The 18,203-nt window shown below is 64.1% G+C and carries 16 protein-coding genes; 7 read left to right on the forward strand and 9 right to left on the reverse strand.

Going from position 1 to position 18,203, the window contains the following annotated elements:
- Positions 1 to 19 precede the first annotated feature (19 nt).
- On the forward strand, positions 20 to 3,349 hold the full coding sequence (gene carB, locus HOY34_RS05085; RefSeq protein WP_172360458.1) for a carbamoyl-phosphate synthase large subunit: 3,330 nt from the start codon (positions 20 to 22) through the stop codon (positions 3,347 to 3,349).
- Positions 3,350 to 3,628: 279 nt separating this feature from the next.
- Positions 3,629 to 4,984: a DEAD/DEAH box helicase gene (locus HOY34_RS05090; RefSeq protein WP_172360460.1), complete on the forward strand. Its 1,356-nt coding sequence runs from the start codon at positions 3,629 to 3,631 to the stop codon at positions 4,982 to 4,984.
- Between the two features lie 92 nt (positions 4,985 to 5,076).
- Here the strand turns inward: HOY34_RS05090 and HOY34_RS05095 are convergent, their stop codons facing one another.
- Together HOY34_RS05095 and HOY34_RS05100 are read right to left on the reverse strand one after the other, a co-directional pair.
- Positions 5,077 to 5,529, reverse strand: a complete 453-nt coding sequence (locus tag HOY34_RS05095; protein ID WP_172360462.1) for a hypothetical protein — start codon at positions 5,527 to 5,529, stop codon at positions 5,077 to 5,079.
- Between the two features lie 402 nt (positions 5,530 to 5,931).
- Entirely contained in the window at positions 5,932 to 6,894 is a 963-nt protein-coding gene (locus tag HOY34_RS05100) for a DMT family transporter (RefSeq protein WP_216654645.1), read from the reverse strand.
- A 218-nt stretch (positions 6,895 to 7,112) separates the two neighbouring features.
- Between HOY34_RS05100 and HOY34_RS05105 the strand changes: the two genes are divergently transcribed.
- The gene (locus tag HOY34_RS05105) at positions 7,113 to 8,150 is read left to right on the forward strand and encodes a hypothetical protein (RefSeq protein WP_172360464.1); all 1,038 of its coding nucleotides are present in this window, start codon (positions 7,113 to 7,115) and stop codon (positions 8,148 to 8,150) included.
- Positions 8,151 to 8,284: 134 nt separating this feature from the next.
- Here the strand turns inward: HOY34_RS05105 and HOY34_RS05110 are convergent, their stop codons facing one another.
- From HOY34_RS05110 to HOY34_RS05135, 6 genes are all read right to left on the reverse strand, one after another.
- Positions 8,285 to 9,733: an SPOR domain-containing protein gene (locus HOY34_RS05110; RefSeq protein WP_172360466.1), complete on the reverse strand. Its 1,449-nt coding sequence runs from the start codon at positions 9,731 to 9,733 to the stop codon at positions 8,285 to 8,287.
- A gap of 102 nt (positions 9,734 to 9,835) precedes the next feature.
- Positions 9,836 to 10,471, reverse strand: coding sequence for a uracil phosphoribosyltransferase (upp, locus tag HOY34_RS05115; RefSeq protein WP_172360699.1), 636 nt, complete (start codon positions 10,469 to 10,471; stop codon positions 9,836 to 9,838).
- Positions 10,472 to 10,485: 14 nt separating this feature from the next.
- Positions 10,486 to 11,472, reverse strand: a complete 987-nt coding sequence (locus tag HOY34_RS05120) for an adenosine deaminase (protein ID WP_172360467.1) — start codon at positions 11,470 to 11,472, stop codon at positions 10,486 to 10,488.
- 54 nt (positions 11,473 to 11,526) lie between these two features.
- Positions 11,527 to 12,744 carry a phosphopentomutase gene (locus tag HOY34_RS05125; RefSeq protein ID WP_172360469.1) on the reverse strand — a complete coding sequence of 406 codons (1,218 nt, stop codon included), beginning with the start codon at positions 12,742 to 12,744 and terminating at the stop codon, positions 11,527 to 11,529.
- Positions 12,745 to 14,076: a thymidine phosphorylase gene (locus HOY34_RS05130; RefSeq protein ID WP_172360471.1), complete on the reverse strand. Its 1,332-nt coding sequence runs from the start codon at positions 14,074 to 14,076 to the stop codon at positions 12,745 to 12,747.
- Between the two features lies 1 nt (position 14,077).
- The gene (locus tag HOY34_RS05135) at positions 14,078 to 14,494 is read right to left on the reverse strand and encodes a cytidine deaminase (protein WP_172360473.1); all 417 of its coding nucleotides are present in this window, start codon (positions 14,492 to 14,494) and stop codon (positions 14,078 to 14,080) included.
- Between the two features lie 178 nt (positions 14,495 to 14,672).
- Here HOY34_RS05135 and HOY34_RS05140 point away from each other — a divergent pair, with 178 nt between their 5' ends.
- Positions 14,673 to 15,545 (forward strand): 50S ribosomal protein L11 methyltransferase, encoded by an 873-nt coding sequence (locus HOY34_RS05140; protein WP_172360475.1) that lies wholly within the window; start codon positions 14,673 to 14,675, stop codon positions 15,543 to 15,545.
- A 120-nt stretch (positions 15,546 to 15,665) separates the two neighbouring features.
- Positions 15,666 to 16,037: a hypothetical protein gene (locus HOY34_RS05145; protein ID WP_172360477.1), complete on the forward strand. Its 372-nt coding sequence runs from the start codon at positions 15,666 to 15,668 to the stop codon at positions 16,035 to 16,037.
- 417 nt (positions 16,038 to 16,454) lie between these two features.
- Here HOY34_RS05145 and HOY34_RS05150 read toward each other — a convergent pair whose 3' ends face one another.
- Positions 16,455 to 16,658 (reverse strand): DUF1127 domain-containing protein, encoded by a 204-nt coding sequence (locus tag HOY34_RS05150; protein ID WP_172360479.1) that lies wholly within the window; start codon positions 16,656 to 16,658, stop codon positions 16,455 to 16,457.
- A 323-nt stretch (positions 16,659 to 16,981) separates the two neighbouring features.
- On the opposite strand from HOY34_RS05150, the gene ruvC reads away from it, so the two are divergent.
- Entirely contained in the window at positions 16,982 to 17,494 is a 513-nt protein-coding gene (gene ruvC, locus HOY34_RS05155) for a crossover junction endodeoxyribonuclease RuvC (RefSeq protein WP_172360481.1), read from the forward strand.
- A gap of 13 nt (positions 17,495 to 17,507) precedes the next feature.
- Positions 17,508 to 18,191 carry a Holliday junction branch migration protein RuvA gene (gene ruvA / locus HOY34_RS05160; protein ID WP_172360483.1) on the forward strand — a complete coding sequence of 228 codons (684 nt, stop codon included), beginning with the start codon at positions 17,508 to 17,510 and terminating at the stop codon, positions 18,189 to 18,191.
- Positions 18,192 to 18,203: the final 12 nt, after the last annotated feature.

Below are 18,203 nucleotides of genomic sequence, written 5' to 3' on the forward strand. Positions count from 1 at the left end.
AAAAACTGAGGTTCCCGACATGCCGAAGCGGACAGATATCCACTCGATCATGATTATCGGTGCGGGGCCTATTGTGATCGGTCAGGCCTGCGAGTTTGACTACTCGGGCGCCCAGGCCTGTAAGGCTTTGCGCGAAGAGGGCTACCGGGTGATCCTGGTGAACTCGAACCCGGCGACGATCATGACAGATCCGGGCCTGGCGGATGCCACCTATATCGAGCCGATCACCCCCGAAGTGGTGGCCAAGATCATCGAGAAAGAGCGCCCCGATGCGATCCTGCCGACCATGGGCGGGCAGACGGGCCTGAACACCGCGCTGGCGCTGGCGGATATGGGTGTTCTTGACAAATTCAACGTGGAACTGATCGGCGCCAAGCGCGAAGCCATTGAAATGGCAGAAGATCGCAAGCTGTTCCGCGAAGCGATGGACCGTCTGGGGATTGAGAACCCCAAGGCCACCATCGTTGCCGCGCCGAAGCTGGCGAACGGCAAATACGACATTGCAGCCGGTATCGCCAAGGCGATGGCCGATCTGGAACATATCGGCCTGCCCGCGATTATCCGGCCTGCCTTCACGCTGGGCGGCACCGGCGGCGGCGTCGCCTATAACCGCGACGATTACGAGGCCATCGTGAAATCCGGCCTTGAGGCCTCGCCGATGGCGCAGGTTCTGGTCGATGAATCGCTGCTCGGCTGGAAAGAATATGAGATGGAGGTGGTGCGCGACACCGCCGACAACGCCATCATCGTTTGCTCGATTGAGAACATCGACCCGATGGGCGTGCATACGGGCGATTCGATCACCGTCGCGCCCGCGCTGACGCTGACCGACAAGGAATATCAGATCATGCGCAACGGCTCGATCGCCGTTTTGCGTGAGATCGGGGTCGAGACGGGCGGCTCGAACGTGCAATGGGCGATCAACCCGAAAGACGGCCGTATGGTCGTGATCGAGATGAACCCGCGCGTGTCGCGCTCGTCCGCGCTGGCGTCCAAGGCGACGGGCTTCCCGATTGCGAAAATCGCCGCGAAACTGGCGGTCGGCTATACGCTGGATGAGCTGGACAACGACATCACCAAGGTCACGCCTGCGTCCTTCGAGCCGTCGATCGACTATGTCGTGACCAAGATCCCGCGCTTTGCCTTTGAGAAATTCCCCGGCTCGGAGCCGCTTTTGACCACGGCGATGAAATCGGTGGGTGAGGTGATGGCAATCGGCCGCACCATCCACGAATCGCTGCAAAAAGCGCTGGCCTCGCTGGAAACCGGGCTGAGCGGCTTTGACGAGATCGAGATTGCAGGCGCCCCCGACCGCGCCGCGATTTCCAAGGCGCTGAGCGTGGCCACCCCGGACCGTCTGCGCGTGATCGCGCAAGCCATGCGTCACGGTCTGACCAATGACGAGATCCAGGCGATCACCTCTTTCGATCCCTGGTTCCTGGCGCGGATCCGCGAAATCATTGATGCGGAACACGAAATTCGCACGCATGGCCTGCCCGCAACCGCCGAAGGTCTGCGCAACCTGAAGATCATGGGCTTTACCGATGCACGTCTGGCGCGGCTGACGGGCCAGGCGGAATCGGCTGTGCGCCGCGCCCGTAAAGGCCTGGGCGTGACGGCGGTGTTCAAACGCATCGACACCTGCGCCGCCGAGTTCGAGGCGCAGACGCCCTATATGTATTCCACCTATGAAATGCCCGCGATGGGCGATGTGGAATGCGAATCGCGCCCCTCGGCTGCGAAAAAGGTCGTCATTCTGGGCGGTGGCCCGAACCGGATCGGCCAGGGGATCGAGTTCGATTACTGCTGCTGCCACGCCTGTTTCGCGCTGACCGAGGCGGGCTATGAGACCATCATGGTCAACTGCAATCCGGAAACGGTTTCGACCGATTACGACACCTCGGACCGTCTCTATTTTGAACCGCTGACGCTGGAACATGTGCTGGAAATCCTGCGCGTCGAGCAGGAGAATGGCACGCTGCATGGCGTGATCGTGCAGTTCGGCGGCCAGACGCCCTTGAAACTGGCGCAGGCGCTGAAGGATGAGGGGATCCCGATCCTCGGCACCACGCCTGACGCGATTGACCTCGCCGAAGACCGCGAGCGGTTCCAGGCGCTGCTGAACGATCTGGGCCTGAAACAGCCGGTGAATGGCATCGCGCACAGCCGCGACGAGGCCTTTGAGATCGCCGCCCGCGTCGGCTATCCGCTGGTGATCCGCCCGTCTTACGTGCTGGGCGGCCGCGCGATGGAAATCGTGCGCGATGACGCCCAGCTGGAGCGCTATATCGCCACCGCCGTGCAGGTCTCGGGCACCAGCCCGGTGCTGCTCGACAGCTATCTCTCGGGCGCGGTTGAGGTGGATGTGGATGCGCTTTCCGATGGTGAAGCGGTCCATGTCGCTGGAATCATGGAACATATCGAAGAGGCCGGCGTCCATTCGGGCGATTCTGCCTGCTGCCTGCCGCCGCACCAGCTGTCAGCTGAAACCGTGGCAGAGCTGAAGCGTCAGACCGTGCAGATGGCGATTGCGCTGCAGGTCGTTGGCCTGATGAACGTGCAGTTTGCGATCAAGGACGGAGTGATCTACGTGCTTGAGGTGAACCCGCGGGCCTCGCGCACCGTGCCTTTCGTGGCCAAAGCGACCGATTCGGCGATTGCCTCGATTGCAGCGCGGCTGATGGCGGGCGAGAAGCTTTCGGCCTTCCCGGAACGCGCCCCCTATGCCGCCGATGTCGGCCCCGACAGCCCGCTGCCGCTGGCCGATGCGATGACGCTGGCCGATCCGATCACCCCCTGGTATTCGGTGAAAGAGGCGGTGCTGCCCTTCGCCCGCTTCCCCGGTGTTGACCCGCTGCTGGGGCCGGAAATGCGCTCGACCGGCGAGGTTATGGGCTGGGATCGCACCTTCGCGCTGGCCTTCCTTAAGGCGCAGATGGGGGCGGGCATGGTTTTGCCGGAAACCGGACGCGTGTTCCTGTCGGTGAAAGACGCCGACAAGACCAAAGCGCTGGCCGATGCCGCCCGCGACCTGATCGCCATGGGCTTTGCCATCACCGCAACGCGCGGCACGGCGGCCTGGCTGAAGGCCGAGGGCGTCGAGGCGGAATCGGTCGCCAAAGTCTATGAGGGCCGCCCGAATATCGTCGATCGCCTGAAAAACGAAGATATCGCACTGGTGATGAACACGACCGAGGGCAGCCAGTCCATCGCCGACAGCCGCGACATTCGCCGCGTCGCGCTGATGGACCGGATCCCCTATTTCACCACCGCCGCCGCCAGTGTCGCTGCCGTTGCCGCGATGAAGGCCCGCAGCGAAGGCTATGGTGTGCGCACGCTGCAGGGCTAAGCCCGGCGCTGTTGCCATCCTGTTGCACTGCAAAAGCCGCCTTTCGGGGCGGCTTTTTGCTGTTCTGACGGGGCGGCCTTCGGCCCTTTGGCGGCGATCACTTGACTTTTGGCACATTCTCCCCCATTTGGGCGCTGTCTAAGGGGCCGTGCCGCGTGAGCACTGACAGGCCCGGACACCCAGGTTCCCACCATCACGCAGGGGCGCCGACGGCGCGCACGGCTTCCGGTATTCTCCGGGGGCGAGGGTGTGCTGTCATCCTTGACGTATGGAATGACCATGACAAGTTTTGCAGACCTCGGCCTTTCGCCGAAAATTCTGGCCGCGCTGGAAAAGACCCCGCTGAAGGCCCCGACGCCGATTCAGGCGCAATCCATCCCGCATATCATGGCCGGGAAAGACCTGATGGGGCTGGCCCAGACCGGCACCGGCAAGACGGCGGCCTTTGGCCTGCCGCTTTTGCATCGTATCCTGGACCTCGGCCATCCGCCGGGGCCGAAAAACATCCGCGCCCTGATCCTGGTGCCAACGCGCGAGCTGGCGACCCAGATCAAGGACAACCTGACCATGTTCACGCAGGGAACGGCGGTGAAGGTGGTGATGGTGGTGGGCGGCGCCTCGATCAACAAGCAGGCCCAGGCGCTGGTGCGCGGTGCTGATGTGCTGGTCGCAACCCCTGGTCGCCTGATCGACCTGATCGGGCGCGGCGATGTCAGCCTGGAGAAATGCGGCTATCTGGTGCTGGATGAGGCCGACCATATGCTGGATATGGGCTTCATTCACTCGCTGCGGCAGATCGCGAAATATATCCCGGTGCGCCGCCAGACGATGATGTTCTCGGCGACGATGCCCAAGGATATCACGGAAATCGCCGATACCTATCTGCGCGATCCGGTCAAGGTGCAGGTGGCGCCGCCCGGCAAGCCCGCCGAAAAAGTCACCCAGGGCGTGCATTACATCCCCAATGGCGACAAGGCACGGCTGGTTGAGGAATATCTGAAAAAGCACCCCGGTGAGCAGGCGCTGGTCTTCTCGCGCACCAAACATGGCGCGGATAAGCTGGCCAAGGTGCTGGGCGGCTGGGGCTTTAAGGTGGGCGCGATCCACGGCAACCGCAGCCAGAACCAGCGCGACCGCATCCTGGCCGAGTTCAAATCCGGCGAGGTTGATGTTCTGGTCGCCACCGATGTCGCCGCACGCGGGATCGACATTCCGACCGTGCGCCATGTCTATAATTTCGACCTGCCGAATGTGCCTGATAACTATGTCCACCGCATCGGGCGGACGGCGCGGGCCGGGGCCTCTGGCTCTTCGATCAGCTTCTGCTCGCCTGCCGAGATGGACGAATTGGCCGCGATTGAAAAGCTGTTGAAAAAGCCGCTTCCGGTGCTGGGTGGTGCGCCCTGGGCGGCTGATGTGATCGCGGCCACGCCAAAGCCGGGGCAAAATCGCGGGCAACACCAGGCGCGCGGGCAGAACCGGGGCGGGCAGAAGGCCGGGTCGAAACCGCCTGCACCCAAGGCCTCGCGCCCGGGTGGCGGCAAGCCGCAGGGCGGGCGCCCCGGTCAGGCTGCAGCCAGACCGCAAGGCGGTGGTGGCCAGGGGCCGGCACGTCGCCCGAAGGCCCGCGGCTGAGGAAATCAAGGCCAGGACAACCCTGGCCAAAGAAAAGGGGCGCTTTCGGGCGCCCCTTTTTCGTGCTGATCGGTGTCGGATCTGCCGGCCCGTCAGGTCGCCTCATCTTCCAGGTTCAGCTTCATTTGCAAGAGAACATGCTGGATGGCGATTGTCTCGCGCAGCAGCCGCTTTGATTCATTGACGCTGATTTTCCCGTCGGCAATCGCCAGGTTGTATTCGCTCATCAGCATGGCAAAGCGCTGCGCCAGCGCCACCACATCCTGGTTGATGCCAGAGGTCTCGGGCTCTTTGCGGTCATTGTCATAGGCCAGCGTGATGCCGCGCAGATCGGCCAGCGCCGATGTGACATGGGGAAAACGGGCGGCGGCCTCCAGCTGGGCGACCACGTCAATCGGCATGAAACGGTCCTCATGCTCATTGCTGTCCGAGTAGTAACGCCCCAGCGTCGCCTTTGACTTGCCGGTCAGGGCGCAGGCGGCCTCGATTCCGACATCCTTCACCAGGGTCTCGGTGTGTTTTTTCAGATAGCTTTCGACGCTCATGCGCCACCTCATCCATGGCGGGGGATGGCAATTATGCCCCGGATCTGCAGTAGGGGGCGCAGCCGCCCGATATCATTCAATCTTTTCCCATTAAGCTGACTGTAAGGCTTTGTCACCGATAAAGGTCATGCCGGGCGACCGGGGTGATAGTGAGTGATTGATGCGCCGCGAATCCCGGTGTGTCTCGGGTTGGGGTGGGGTCCGGTCAGGCTGAAAGGTGCTGATCGGCTGCGGTGGCCTCCGCAGGTCTGGTCGGTGTTGGTGGTGTGGCGGGCCTTGCCTGCAGGTAAATGGTGTGCGGCCATGCCCCCATTCTTCCGGCGGCTTTGCATATTGGGGCTATCTGCGTCAGGCGTCATTCGGCCCGGCCGAAGGTGAAAAAGTCAGGCCCGTTTCGGGCGGCTATTGGCTGCGCAGACCCTGGTCGCCTGCCATGTCCGGGCTTTGTGCGGCCCGCAATGCGATGACGGCCCCCGCCAGGATGATCAGGATGATCCCGGCCCAGGTGGCAAGGCCCAGCTGCTCTTGCCAGATGATCCAGCCCCAAAAGGCTGAGGTCGGCAGCACCATATATTCAACCACGCTGATCCGGCTGGCATCGGCCATCAGATAGGCCCTGGTGCACAGCCCGACGCCGATGGCCGAGAAACTGGCATGCATCAGCATCCACAAAAGATAATCAGCCCCTGGCCAGACGGCGCCTCGGGTCACAAATCCGTCAGTTCCCTCGGCCACGGGCAGCGGCCAGAGCGCCAGCGCCGCCAGGCCCATCGCCCCCAGCAGCCCAAGGCTGATGAAGAACGCTGCCAGCAGGCATTCGGCGCTTTCATCAGCGCACCAGCGCCGCGTGGCGATATTGGCCAGCGCATAAAGCGCCCCGGCCATCACCGGCAGCAAGGCCGCCGGGCCTGCGTGGCTCAGGGCTTGCGGGCCCAGCACCAGCACCACCCCGGCAAAGCCCAGGAGTACCGCGATGATGCGGGCGGGGCCGATATGCTCGCCGTAGACAAGGCGAGAGATCAGCAGAACAAAGATCGGCGCGGTGAACAGCCCTGCTGCAGCCACCGCCACGGGCATGAAGGCAATTGCGCCGAAATAAATAATGATTGCAATGCCTTGAAGGCTTGCGCGGGCCGCAACCGCCAGTGGGTTCCGAGGCCGCAACCGCAGCCCCAGCGGGATCGCCACCAGCGCCATCAGCATCAGCGCCATCAGGCTGCGGGTCAGGTGAAACTGCCACAGCCCGGTGTCATCGGCGATCTCGCGCACGTAATTGTCGCTGAAACCGATCATCGCCGCATAGATCAGCGTCAGCCCCACAGCCGGAATGATGCGCTCTGGCGCAAGGATCTGGACGTATGACATCGGCGCTTACTCCCTTATTCCCCCCTTCATGCCTGCCCTGCCCATCGCTGCGCGTCTGATTGCGACATGCGCCATGCCGCAGGCCGCATCCGCCTGAGCTGGTGGCAGGCTACGGGCTGCGGGCAGCGGCTGCCGGCGCAAGCCCTGACAGGACCGTTGTGGCCCGGGCGCGGGGCGGCTAAGGTCGTGTTATGAAAAGACGAACGGGTGGTCCCTCAGTGACAGGTTCCAAAACCGCGCTGAGCAAATATCAGCGGCTGGAATCGATTGGCCTTTGGCGTGACACGCCCGAGGGTCAGCGCCGTGAGGTGGTCGTTCTGATGGGCGAGGCGACGCTGGTGATCAGCGACTTTCGCTCTGGCCGGGCGCTTAGCCACTGGTCGCTGCCTGCGGTGCAGCGGATCAATCCCGGCCAGAAACCGGCGATTTTCGCGCCCGGCGAGGACAGCCCGGAATCGGTTGAAATCGACGACGAGCATATGCTGGCGGCGCTGAAAATGGTGCAATCGGCGGTGCGGGCGGCAAGGCCGCATCCGGGGCGGCTGCGCGGGCTGCTGATCGGGGCCTCGCTGCTGGCGCTGGCGGGGCTGGTGACTTTCGTTCTGCCCAGGGTGCTGGTCTCGCATACGGTTTCGGTGGTGCCGCCGACCAAACGGGCAGAGCTGGGCATGCGGGCGCTGGATGAGGTGACCCGCCTGACCGGAACGCCCTGCACGGGCGAGCTTGGGCTTCCGGCGCTGGCCGAACTGTCTGAACGGGTGTTTGGCGCCGAGAATACGCCAATCCTTTTCGTGCTGCCCGAGGGGCTGACACGGCCTGCCCATCTGCCCGGCGGTGTGATCCTGCTGCCGCGCAGTCTGATCGAAGAGGATGCGCCCGATGCCCTGGCAGGCGCAGCGCTGATCGAGGGGCTGCGGGCAAAGCAAAGCGATCCGATGCATGGGCTGCTTTATCACGCGGGCCTCAGGGCGACGTTTGAGCTGCTGACCTCGGGCGATCTGCCCGCCAGCGCCCTTGATGGCTTTGGCGAAGAGTTTTTGCGCAATGAGGCCGCGCTGCCATCGGTTCCGGTGCTGGCCGGGGCCTTCAATACGGCCGGGCTGCGGATCGGCCCCTATGCCGACTGGCTGGCCGCGCATGGTGGCGGCGAAGAGGCGGCGGCGCTGGCAGCCGCAGATGTGCCTGACGGCACCCTCAGCCCGCTGCTGCCCGATGACAGCTGGATGGCGCTGCAATCGGTTTGCAGCGAAGGCTGAGACGTCCTTTCGCGCTTGCCAGACTTTCACGCATGCCAGACTTTCACTGATGTAAGACGCAAAAGGCCCCCGGACTGACCGGGGGGCTTTGCTGTCATGGGTTTATACCACTGTCTTTTCAGTGGCTTATCTGATTACCGGATAAGGATCGCATCGCCAAAGCCCGCACCACGCACCTGCGAAAGCGCGGCGCTCGCCTCACCTGCCGAGGCGAAGGGCCCGGCATAGACCACCTGCAAAGCACCGCCGCGCAGCGTCGAGCGGGCGACCGGCAGGCCCATGCCGCGCAACCGCCCGGCGGTGCCCTCAGCATTCGAGGCCACGCCAAAAGTGCCCACCTGGACGAACATCTGGCCGCTGGCCGCAGGGGCCGTGGCCTGGACGGGCGGGCGGGCATAGCTGGGGCCGGCTGCGCTGATCACCCGCTGGGCGGGGGCTGCGGCGCTGCGGCTTTGACCGGCGGGGGGCACATTGATCAGCTCGGCTGAGGATTTCGACGACTTCGACAGCTGGCCATCGCCCAGCAGACGCACGGTGCGGGTGCCATCCGCCGCCGTGGCGATCACGATGCCGGGGCGCTCGACCAGGTTGCCGTCAATGTCGCGCAGCCTCAGCATGACCCTGCGGTTGCCATTGCCGATATGGGGCACGGCGGGGCTGGTGCGGCTCCAGATCTTCTCCTGGTCGGCGATGCCCTTGGTGGTTTGCTTGCCGCGATTTGGGTTCAGACGGTCATCATCCCAGGCCAGCTTATAGCCGGGCGGTGGTGTCGGGATCATGTCCTGGCGCGCCGTGGCATAGCGCGGCTGAACGGTGATCCTCTGGCCCGTCGTGGTCGAGGTTGCGACCCCGCTCCAGCTGTCGGGGCCGATATCGCGGCCCGCAAGGCGGCCCTCTACCAGGCGCGGGAAGGTGGCCCCTGCCAAAGTGCCATCGCCACGGGTGCAAAGCGTGCGGGTGCCGCCGTCCTCGACACGAAATCTTTGTGGCACCGGGGCCGAGGCCGGGCAGGCGATGCGATAGCCATTGCTGCTGGCGGCGGCAGCGGCTGCAGCGCGGGTCGGGCCGGGTGCAGGTGCTGCGACGCGGGGCGCAGCGGCGGCGATAGCCGGGGCCGGCATCTGGCCACGGGTGACGATCGTGCCACTTCCGGCAGGCCGTCCGCCCGCGCGATCATAAGCACTTTGCATCGGGCCTGGCAGCGGCAAAGGGGCGCCGGGCCTTGATTTTGCCGCAGAATTTCCCTGCGCCTGCCCGAAGCTGGTCGGGCCCGCCTGGGTCCGGGCGGGCGTGGTTGCGGCAACGGGCGGCACAACCACAGCGGGTGCGGATTCCGCCGTTTCAACAGCCCGGCCCGAGGGCGCAAAGCCGCAAAGCTGCTTGCGATCACGTGAGACGCGCGGCACCCATGTCTGCCGCCCGCCGTGCCCGGCACGCAGGAAAACACAGCCACGGCTGTCTACATATTGTTGACCATTATAGCCCGACGGTGGCAGTTCCGCCGGGCCTCTCAGGTCGGCATTCGCCGTTGCAGCGAGGCTGACCACCACCAAAAAAGCGGCGGAAAAGACCTTTCCAGACATCAAATTTACTCCCAGGGCAGCTTAATGGAATTTTAAGGCATTCCGCTGTTGAGTAAAGGGCGCTGGACCTCCCCCGAGGGTGACTCGGGGGATAAGAGTGATTCATTTTGTTCCGAACATCCGGTCGCCGGCATCGCCCAGACCCGGAACGATATAGCCGTGGCTGTCCAGGTGGCTGTCGACGGATGCGGTGACGATCGGCACGTCGGGATGCTCGGCCTTCATTTTGGCGATTCCCTCGGGTGTCGCCAGCAGGCAGAGGAAGCGGATATTCGTCGCCCCCGATTGTTTCAGAAGCGTAATCGCTGCCGCCGATGAATTGCCGGTGGCCAGCATCGGATCGACAACAATCGAAAGCCGCTCTTCCAGATGCTCGGGCAATTTGCAGTAATATTGCACCGGCAGCAGGGTCTCGGGATCGCGGTACATGCCGATGAAACCGACACGGGCGGCGGGAATCAACTCAAGGATGCCGTCCATCAGCCCGTTTCCGGCCCGCAGGATCGAGATCAGCGCCAGCTTTTTGCCTTCAATGGCGGGGGCGTCCATCGGCTCGATCGGGGTCTCGATGCGGCGCGTGGTCATCGGCAGTTCGCGGGTCACCTCATAGGCCAGCAACAGGCTGATCTCGCGCAGCAATTTGCGAAAGCTCGCGGTCGAGGTTTCTTTGGCCCGCATGATCGTCAGCTTGTGCTGAACCAGCGGATGGGTGACCACGGTAAGATAGTTTGAGGTCAGATTGTCCGACATGTTCAGGCCTCCAGCTTTTTGGCTATACGCGCTTTCGTATCCGCGTCACAGAAAGCCGCGTCAAGCGCCTGGGCGGTGATCTTGTGAAACTGACCCTCATCCCAGTCGAAAGCGCGGTGCATTTCCGCATATTCGCGGGCCATGCTGGTGTGGAAAAACGGCGGGTCATCACTTGAGATGGTGACTTTCACGCCGCGCCGGTCCAGCTCACTGATCGGATGGCGGCGCATATCCGGATAAAGCCCAAGCGCGATATTTGAGACCGGGCAGACCTCAAGCACGATGCCCTGCTCGGCCAGCTCATCCACCAGGGCCAGATCCTCGATGGCCCGCACCCCATGCCCCAGCCGCTCGGGGCGCAGGGCGCGCAGCGTGTCGCGGATCCCATCGGGGCCGCGCCATTCGCCCGCATGGGCGGTCAGCCGCAGCCCGGCCTCGCGGGCGCAGTCAAAGGCCCAGGCGAAATCGGCGGGCTCAAGGCGGGTCTCATCGCCACCAATGCCAAACCCGGTCAGGAAATCGCCCGCCTTTTCGGCCGCGCAAAGCGCCGCCGCCCGCGCCTTTTCCGGCCCGAAATGGCGGATCGGTGTCGCAATCACCCGAAATGTCACGTCAAATCCGCGCTCGGCCTCGGCGGCGGCCTCTTTCAGCGCCGCCATATAATCGCCAAAGGCCTCGGTGTCCCCGCCGCCGCACAGATCGGGCGAGACGAAAATCTCGCTATAAACCACGCCCGAGGCCGCACTTTCTTCCGCCACCGCAAGCAGCAGCCGCTGATAATCGCGGGGGCTGCGCAGAACCGAAGAGGCCGCCTCGTAAACCTTCAGAAAATGAAAGAAATCCGTCCAGGCATAGCCGCCATCGGCGCCAAAGATGCCAGAGATGTCCTCATGCTTTTCCGCCGCCAGCCCGCGAATGAAAGAGGGCGGCGCCGCCCCTTCCAGATGCAGGTGCAATTCGACCTTTGGCAGCGCCCTGAACTCATCCATTCATCTGTCCTTAAATATCCCGGGGGTATGGGGGCAGAGCCCCCATGCGACATTTCACAAAAACGACCGGCCGGGCCCTGGCAATGCGACCCCCAGATGCGCGGCGACACTGGTGCCGACATCGGCAAAGGCGCGCACCCCGATGCTGCCCGCAGGGGCCGCACCCGGGGCAAAACCCAGCACGGGAACCCGCTCGCGGGTGTGTTCGGTGCCTTTCCAGGTCGGGTCATTGCCGTGATCAGCGGTGAAAACCGCCAGATCGCCCGGGCGCAGCCGGGTCAGGAACCGGGGCAGGGCGGCGTCGAACCATTCCAGCGCCCGCGCATAGCCTGCCACATCGCGGGGATGGCCATAAAGCGTGTCAAATTCGACGAAATTGGCGAAGACCAGCGCCCCCTCTTCGGCCTGATCCCCCAGCGTGACCAGATGTTCAAAGAGATCGGTGTCGGACTGGCCTTTCCACAGTTTGCCAATGCCACGCATCGAGAAAATATCGCCAATTTTACCAATCCCATGGGTGGCCCCGCCAGCGGCGGCGATATGTTCGGGCAGGGTCGGCGCGGGGGGCGCATGGGCAAAGTCGCGGCGATTGGCGGTGCGGCGGAAATTGTCGCAATCGCCGGTAAAGGGCCGCGCGATCACCCGCCCAACACGACGCTGGTGCAAAAAGGGCGCAAGATCGGCGCAGAGCTTCAGCAGCCGCTCCAGCCCGAACCACTCTTCATGGGCGGCGATCTGAAAGACGCTGTCGGCCGAGGTATAGCAGATCGGCCAGCCGGTCCGTTGATGCTCGGCGCAAAAGCGGGTGATGACCGGAATGCCCGAGGCATGGCAGTTGCCAAGGATCCCGTCCACGCCCGCCAGGCGGCAGACCTCGGCCACCAGATCCTCGGGGAAGGCGGGCTGGCGGTCCGGAAAAAGCGTCCAGTCCCAGGGAACGGGGACGCCTGCCAGCTCCCAATGGCCCGAGGGCGTGTCCTTGCCGTTGGAAACCTCCTGGGCTGCCCCCCAGAAGCTGCCCTGCGCCGCAGGCCCGGTGGCGCTTAGGCCGGGTGCGGCCTGACCGCCTGAAAGGGCGATGGCCGCGCCAAGGCCCAGTCGGTCGAGATTTGGCAGATGCAGCGCGCCTTTGCGGCCCTGATCGGCGGTGCCATTTGCGCAGGCCTCGGCGATATGCAGCAGGGTATTTGCGCCTGCGTCGCCAAAGACGGCGGCATCAGGCGCGCCGCCACAGCCGACGGAATCAAGCACGATCAGAAAGGCACGCGCCATTCAGCCGATCCTTTTCAGCACAAGCGGCCCGTCGCCAGGCGTGGTCTCTGCTGTGATATCGGTCCCGATGCGATAGGCCTGTTGCACAGCAGCAACCGCCCGCTCGGCGCTGGCGGTATCGGCGGCATGAACCAGCGCCAGGGCCGCGCCATTGGCCACCTCATCGCCGAGGCCCGCCAGATCGGACAGACCGACGCCCGGGTTGATCCGGTCGCCCTCATGGCGACGCCCGCCGCCAAGGGCGACGACCGCATGGCCAAGCGCCTCGCCGTCAATCGCGGTGATGATACCGCCAGCCGCACCTTCGGGCGCGGTCACCTCGATCACCACCGGGGCGGCCGGCAGACGGTCGGGCCAGCGCTCGACGAAATCCGCAGGCCCGCCCTGGGCTGCGACCATGCGGCCAAAGACCTCGGCGGCGCGGCCAGTGTCCAGCGCGGCCAGGATCATCTGCATGCCCTCGCTGGTGTCGCCCGCCAGCCCGGCCAGCGCCAGCGCCTCGCCGCCCAGCTCGCCCGTCAAAAGCCGCAGATCGGCATTGACCGCAGACCCGGTCAGCGTCTCCATCACTTCGATCACCTCAAGCGCATTGCCCGCCGCCGTCGCCAGGGGCTGGCTCATATCGGTGATCAGCGCCCGCGCCGCGCAACCCGCGCCCTGGGCCACCGAGACCAGCGCCTGGGCCAGCGCCTCGGCCTGCTCGGGCTGTTTCATAAACGCGCCCGAGCCGCATTTCACATCCAGAACCAGCGCCTCAGGCCCGGCCGCCAGCTTTTTCGACAGGATCGAGGCGGTGATCAGATCGAGGCTTTCCACCGTGCCCGTCACATCGCGGATCGCGTAAAGGCGGCGATCAGCCGGGGCCAGGGCCTCGGTCGCGGCCACAATCGCGCAGCCGCATTGCTGCAGTTGCAGGCGAAATTCAGCCTCGGGCAGGGCGGTGCGATAGCCGGGGATCGCTTCCAGCTTGTCGAGCGTGCCGCCGGTGAAACCAAGGCCGCGCCCCGAAATCATCGGCACATAGGCCCCACAGGCCGCCAGCGCGGGCGCCAGCAAAAGCGAGATGCAATCGCCGATCCCGCCCGTTGAATGCTTGTCAACCACCGGGCCGGGCAGCGTCCAGGTCAGCCGTCGCCCGCTGTCGCGCATGCCCAGCGTCAGCGCGACGCGCCCCTCATCCGAGAGGCCGCGCAGCAGCACGGCCATCGCAAATGCCCCCGCCTGGGCGTCTGAAACCTCGCCCGAGGCAAGGCCCATGGCGAACCAGCGCAGCGCCTCGGGCGGGGGCGTTGCGCCGTCGCGGATGGTGGCGATGATGCGGGCGGCCTGCATTTCAGCCCTGCGCCGCAGCCGTGGCACGGGCCATATGGTCAGGCCCGAAGGCCCCCGGCAGCAGCTGTGCCACGCTCATCACCAGGGTTTTGCCGTCGGTGGTGGCCAGCGTCACCGCCACATCGGGGCCTGCAAATTCGGCGATCTTCTGGCGGCAGCCGCCACAGCAGGGCACCGGCTCGGGGCTGTCAGCGATCACGAAAACTTCGGCGATGCGGCGCTCGCCCGCGGCGCACATGGCGGCGATGGCGCCGGCCTCGGCGCAGGTGCCTTCGGGGTAGGCGACGTTCTCGACATTCACCCCGGTAAAGATCCGGCCGCTTTCGCTGCGCAGGGCCACGCCGACCTGAAAGCCGGAATAGGGCGCATAGGCATTGGCGCGGATGCGGGTGGCGGCGTCGCGCAGATCGTCTGACATGGGGTGGGCTCCGGCTGTTGTTGGCCCAAGTCTGACGCGAAGCCGGATGCGCCGCAAGCATGCGGATCGCCGCCGCCTTTGGCCCAGCATAAGACGGCCTGTCAACTTGACCGGGGGCGGCGTCAGGACTACGACCGGAACCAGATTTCGGAACCAGATTTTCAGCCGGAGAGCAAAGATGCCCACTTGGTCCGCCCTGACGACACTCACCGGCGAGGAAGCGGCCCGCGCCCTTGGCGAGGCGATCGAGGATATGGAGCCAGAGCCCTACGGCGTTGGCGTCTTCGAGGTCGAGGATGGTTCGGGCCTGTGGGAAGTGGGCGCTTACTTCCTGGAGACCCCCGATGATATCGTGCTGGATATCCTGGCGGCCGCCCATGGCGCGAAAAGCTTCCTGATTTCCGAGCTGCCAGAGGTCGACTGGGTCGCCAAAGTGCAGCGCGAGCTGCACCCCGTCGATGCCGGGCGCTTCTTTGTCTATGGCAGCCATGATGCCGATAAGGTGCCCGAGGGCCGCGTTGCCCTGCAGATCGAGGCGACCATGGCCTTTGGCACCGGCCATCACGGCACGACGCTGGGCTGCCTGCTGGCTTTCGACAAGCTTTATGAAGAGGGCTTCCGCCCTGCCAAAGTCGCCGATATCGGCGCGGGCACCGCTGTTCTGGCGATGGCTGCGGCAAAAATGCTGCCTGAAGCGCTGGTGATCGCCTCGGATATCGACCCGGTGGCGGTGGATGTCGCAAAGGCCAATGTGGCGATCAATGACCTTGAGGGCCGCATCGAATGCCTTGAGGCGGCAGGCTTTGATCATCGCCGCCTGAAGGCCGAGGCCCCCTGGGATCTGGTCTTTGCCAATATCCTGAAAGGCCCGCTGGTCGAGCTGGCCCCGGCCATGGCGCGGATGACGGCCCCCGGCGCGCGGGTGATTCTGTCCGGTTTGCTGGTGGTGCAGGCCGAGACGATCATTGAAAGCTACAATGTGGCAGGCTTTCGTTTGCAAGACAGAAACGATCTGGGCGAATGGTCTGCATTGATCATGGAGCGTGTGTAAATTGATGAAAACACACGTGAAATTTTCGGCATCCGCCCGGCCGGAAGTGGCCATGCCCCACTTTTGCCACAATTAAACCTTAGGAATTCCTTATGGCGGGGGCCATGGGAGTAGTTGGTTATGTCGTTGGCTGACCCTGGTTTTAAAAATTTCGCCGGACGGGTTCGCCGGATCGAGAAGGCTCACCGTAAGGGTTACGGCTTTGAGGCCAGGGGAACGCTTGGCCGCTCGGCAACCTGGCGTCGCCAGCGTTCGTTCGGCAAGCTGGTGCGCTCTTTCCTTTTCATGGTTCTGCTCGGCTGGGTCATGAAAGGCGCGATCTTTTTCTATGTCGGCGAGAGCGTTTATGAAGAGCGGGTTGCAGGCATGGCCATGGGCAATAACTTCGACCCGATCGCGGCAGGCATCATGACCTCTGACCCGGTGACCCGGCTGATCGCCGCTTTCCTGGGTGAGGTTTTCCCGCAGGTGCATGGCCAATCCGGCCTCTGACGAAGGCACCGCAATCGGGCGCGTTCCTGCGGTGATGAACCAGAACAAATCTGAATGAAACCCGCCATGGCCCGTGCCGCTGGCGGGTTTTCTGTTTCTTACGGGCTGAAAAAAAGCGCCTGGTGCGAAAGCAGGCTGGTCTGAAAAGCAGGCTGGGCTGAGGAACGGGCTGGGCTGAGGAATGGGCAGGCCAAAATCCTGAATGGCGACCGAATACAGCTGCCAAAAGGTGCGGGTTGAAAAACTGGGGCCAAACCGGGGAGCGAAAGCCGGGGGCCAGGAGCCAGATAGCCAGGAAAACGGGGGGGCAGGAAAACGAGGGCCCAGAAAAGCAGAAGGACCGCCTATGGCATTCTGCCAAGGTGCGGTCCCTTACTTGTCCTGTGACCCGTTCGGTCAGGGGAACTGAGTGTTACCTCAGCGACCCAGCATCTCGATGTCACCGCGGCACAGGCCGATATCGTCAAGCTCACGGTCGGTGAGTTTCGACAGGGCCTTGCGGGTGACGCGCGCGTCGTTCCAGGCTTTGAGGGTAGCAAGAATGCCACCCACGCCGTTCACAGCGCGGTATGTCGTGATGGCGCCGAACGGCGCAGGGCGGCTCGTTTCGATGGCGGCCATGGGACTGTTTCCTTTGTTTTCAAACTGCGTAATATACGGGCGTCTTTCGCCTCGTGCAGTCAGATAACTGGGCGGAATGTGCAAAACAAGCCACGCGCCAGCAAGCCCGCAATGCAGCCATTGCATGCCTCAGGACACAATTTTGACATGATTTGCAAAGGGTCGATGCTGCAGCTGCAGCATTGCGTCGGCGACATCGGAGAGAGTGTCGCTTTCAGGTCCGAATCTGCACCCATGGCGAATCCTGTGCAAGCGGAAACTTCACGATTGGCGGATGTTCTCTTTTCGTGCTAATGCTGTTCAAAAGCAAAAAGAGGGCAGGCATGCGTGTTATCGGCATTGATCCGGGGTTGCGGAACCTGGGCTGGGGGGTGATTGACGTGGCCGGGGCCCGCATCACCCATGTCGCAAACGGCATCTGCCATTCCGATGCGGAAACCGGCGATCTGTCGCGCCGCCTGGCCTCTTTGCATTTTCAGCTGACCGAGGTGTTTCGCGCCTGGACCCCGGAAACGGCGGCGGTCGAGCATACTTTCGTCAACAAAGACGCGGTGGCGACGCTGAAACTGGGCCAGGCGCGGGGGATTGCGCTGCTGGTTCCGGCGCAATTCGGGCTGGACGTCGGGGAATATGCGCCAAATGCCGTGAAAAAAACGGTGGTCGGCGTCGGCCATGCCGCTAAGCAACAGATTGACCATATGATACGGCTGCAGCTGCCGGGCGCAAAAATCGCCGGGGCGGATGCGGCGGATGCGCTGGCGATTGCGATCTGTCACGCGCATCACATGCAAAGCGCGGGCCGGTTGCAGGCCGCGCTGCGCAAGGCGGCCGTTTAAGAGGGATTGGCGGATGATTGGCAAGATTACGGGGCGGCTGGACTGGAAGGGGCTCGATACGGTGCTGATCGACTGCCGGGGCGTGGGCTATATCCTGCATGTCTCGGACCGCACCCTGGCGGGCATGCCGCCCGAGGGCGAGATGGTCGCGCTTTATACCGATCTTCTGGTGCGTGAGGATCTTTTGCAGCTGTTCGGCTTTCCGACCATGCTGGAAAAAGAGTGGCACAAGCTGTTGATGACCGTGCAGGGCGTGGGTGCCAAGGCGGCGATGGCGATCCTCGGCGCGCTTGGGGCCGAGGGCGTGGCGCGGGCGATCACGCTGGGCGATGCGCGGGCGGTGCAGGCGGCGCCTGGCGTCGGGCCGAAACTGGCGCAGCGGGTGATCCTTGAGCTGAAATCGAAAGCGCCCTCTTTGATGGCGCGGGGCGCGGGGCTGGCCCATGGCGACGCGCCGGTGCTGGAAGAGCCAGAGGCGGCCCCCGTGCCAAAGGCCGCCCCGAAAGCCACCCCGAAACCCCCATCCGAGGCGTCAAAGCGGGCGGCTTTTGCCGCCGATGCGCTCTCGGCGCTGGCCAATCTGGGCTATGGTCCGGGTGATGCCGCCGAGGCGGTGGCGACTGTTTCGGGCGAGACACCCGATGCCGATACCGCGACGCTGATCCGGCTGGCGCTGAAACGCCTCGCGCCGCGCTGATTTCGGACGGTT

This window comes from Pseudogemmobacter hezensis (genome assembly GCF_013155295.1).
Classification (GTDB): domain Bacteria; phylum Pseudomonadota; class Alphaproteobacteria; order Rhodobacterales; family Rhodobacteraceae; genus Pseudogemmobacter; species Pseudogemmobacter hezensis.

What these genes read in the sequence shown, in the direction of transcription:
- carB (WP_172360458.1), top strand. Translation starts at nt 20, where the DNA reads ATGCCGAAGCGGACAGATATCCACTCGATCATGATTATCGGTGCGGGG.
- HOY34_RS05090 (WP_172360460.1), top strand. Translation starts at nt 3,629, where the DNA reads ATGACAAGTTTTGCAGACCTCGGCCTTTCGCCGAAAATTCTGGCCGCG.
- HOY34_RS05095 (WP_172360462.1), bottom strand. Translation starts at nt 5,529, where the DNA reads ATGAGCGTCGAAAGCTATCTGAAAAAACACACCGAGACCCTGGTGAAG.
- HOY34_RS05100 (WP_216654645.1), bottom strand. Translation starts at nt 6,894, where the DNA reads ATGTCATACGTCCAGATCCTTGCGCCAGAGCGCATCATTCCGGCTGTG.
- HOY34_RS05110 (WP_172360466.1), bottom strand. Translation starts at nt 9,733, where the DNA reads ATGTCTGGAAAGGTCTTTTCCGCCGCTTTTTTGGTGGTGGTCAGCCTC.
- HOY34_RS05120 (WP_172360467.1), bottom strand. Translation starts at nt 11,472, where the DNA reads ATGGATGAGTTCAGGGCGCTGCCAAAGGTCGAATTGCACCTGCATCTG.
- HOY34_RS05125 (WP_172360469.1), bottom strand. Translation starts at nt 12,744, where the DNA reads ATGGCGCGTGCCTTTCTGATCGTGCTTGATTCCGTCGGCTGTGGCGGC.
- HOY34_RS05130 (WP_172360471.1), bottom strand. Translation starts at nt 14,076, where the DNA reads ATGCAGGCCGCCCGCATCATCGCCACCATCCGCGACGGCGCAACGCCC.
- HOY34_RS05135 (WP_172360473.1), bottom strand. Translation starts at nt 14,494, where the DNA reads ATGTCAGACGATCTGCGCGACGCCGCCACCCGCATCCGCGCCAATGCC.
- HOY34_RS05140 (WP_172360475.1), top strand. Translation starts at nt 14,673, where the DNA reads ATGCCCACTTGGTCCGCCCTGACGACACTCACCGGCGAGGAAGCGGCC.
- HOY34_RS05145 (WP_172360477.1), top strand. Translation starts at nt 15,666, where the DNA reads ATGTCGTTGGCTGACCCTGGTTTTAAAAATTTCGCCGGACGGGTTCGC.
- HOY34_RS05150 (WP_172360479.1), bottom strand. Translation starts at nt 16,658, where the DNA reads ATGGCCGCCATCGAAACGAGCCGCCCTGCGCCGTTCGGCGCCATCACG.
- ruvC (WP_172360481.1), top strand. Translation starts at nt 16,982, where the DNA reads ATGCGTGTTATCGGCATTGATCCGGGGTTGCGGAACCTGGGCTGGGGG.
- ruvA (WP_172360483.1), top strand. Translation starts at nt 17,508, where the DNA reads ATGATTGGCAAGATTACGGGGCGGCTGGACTGGAAGGGGCTCGATACG.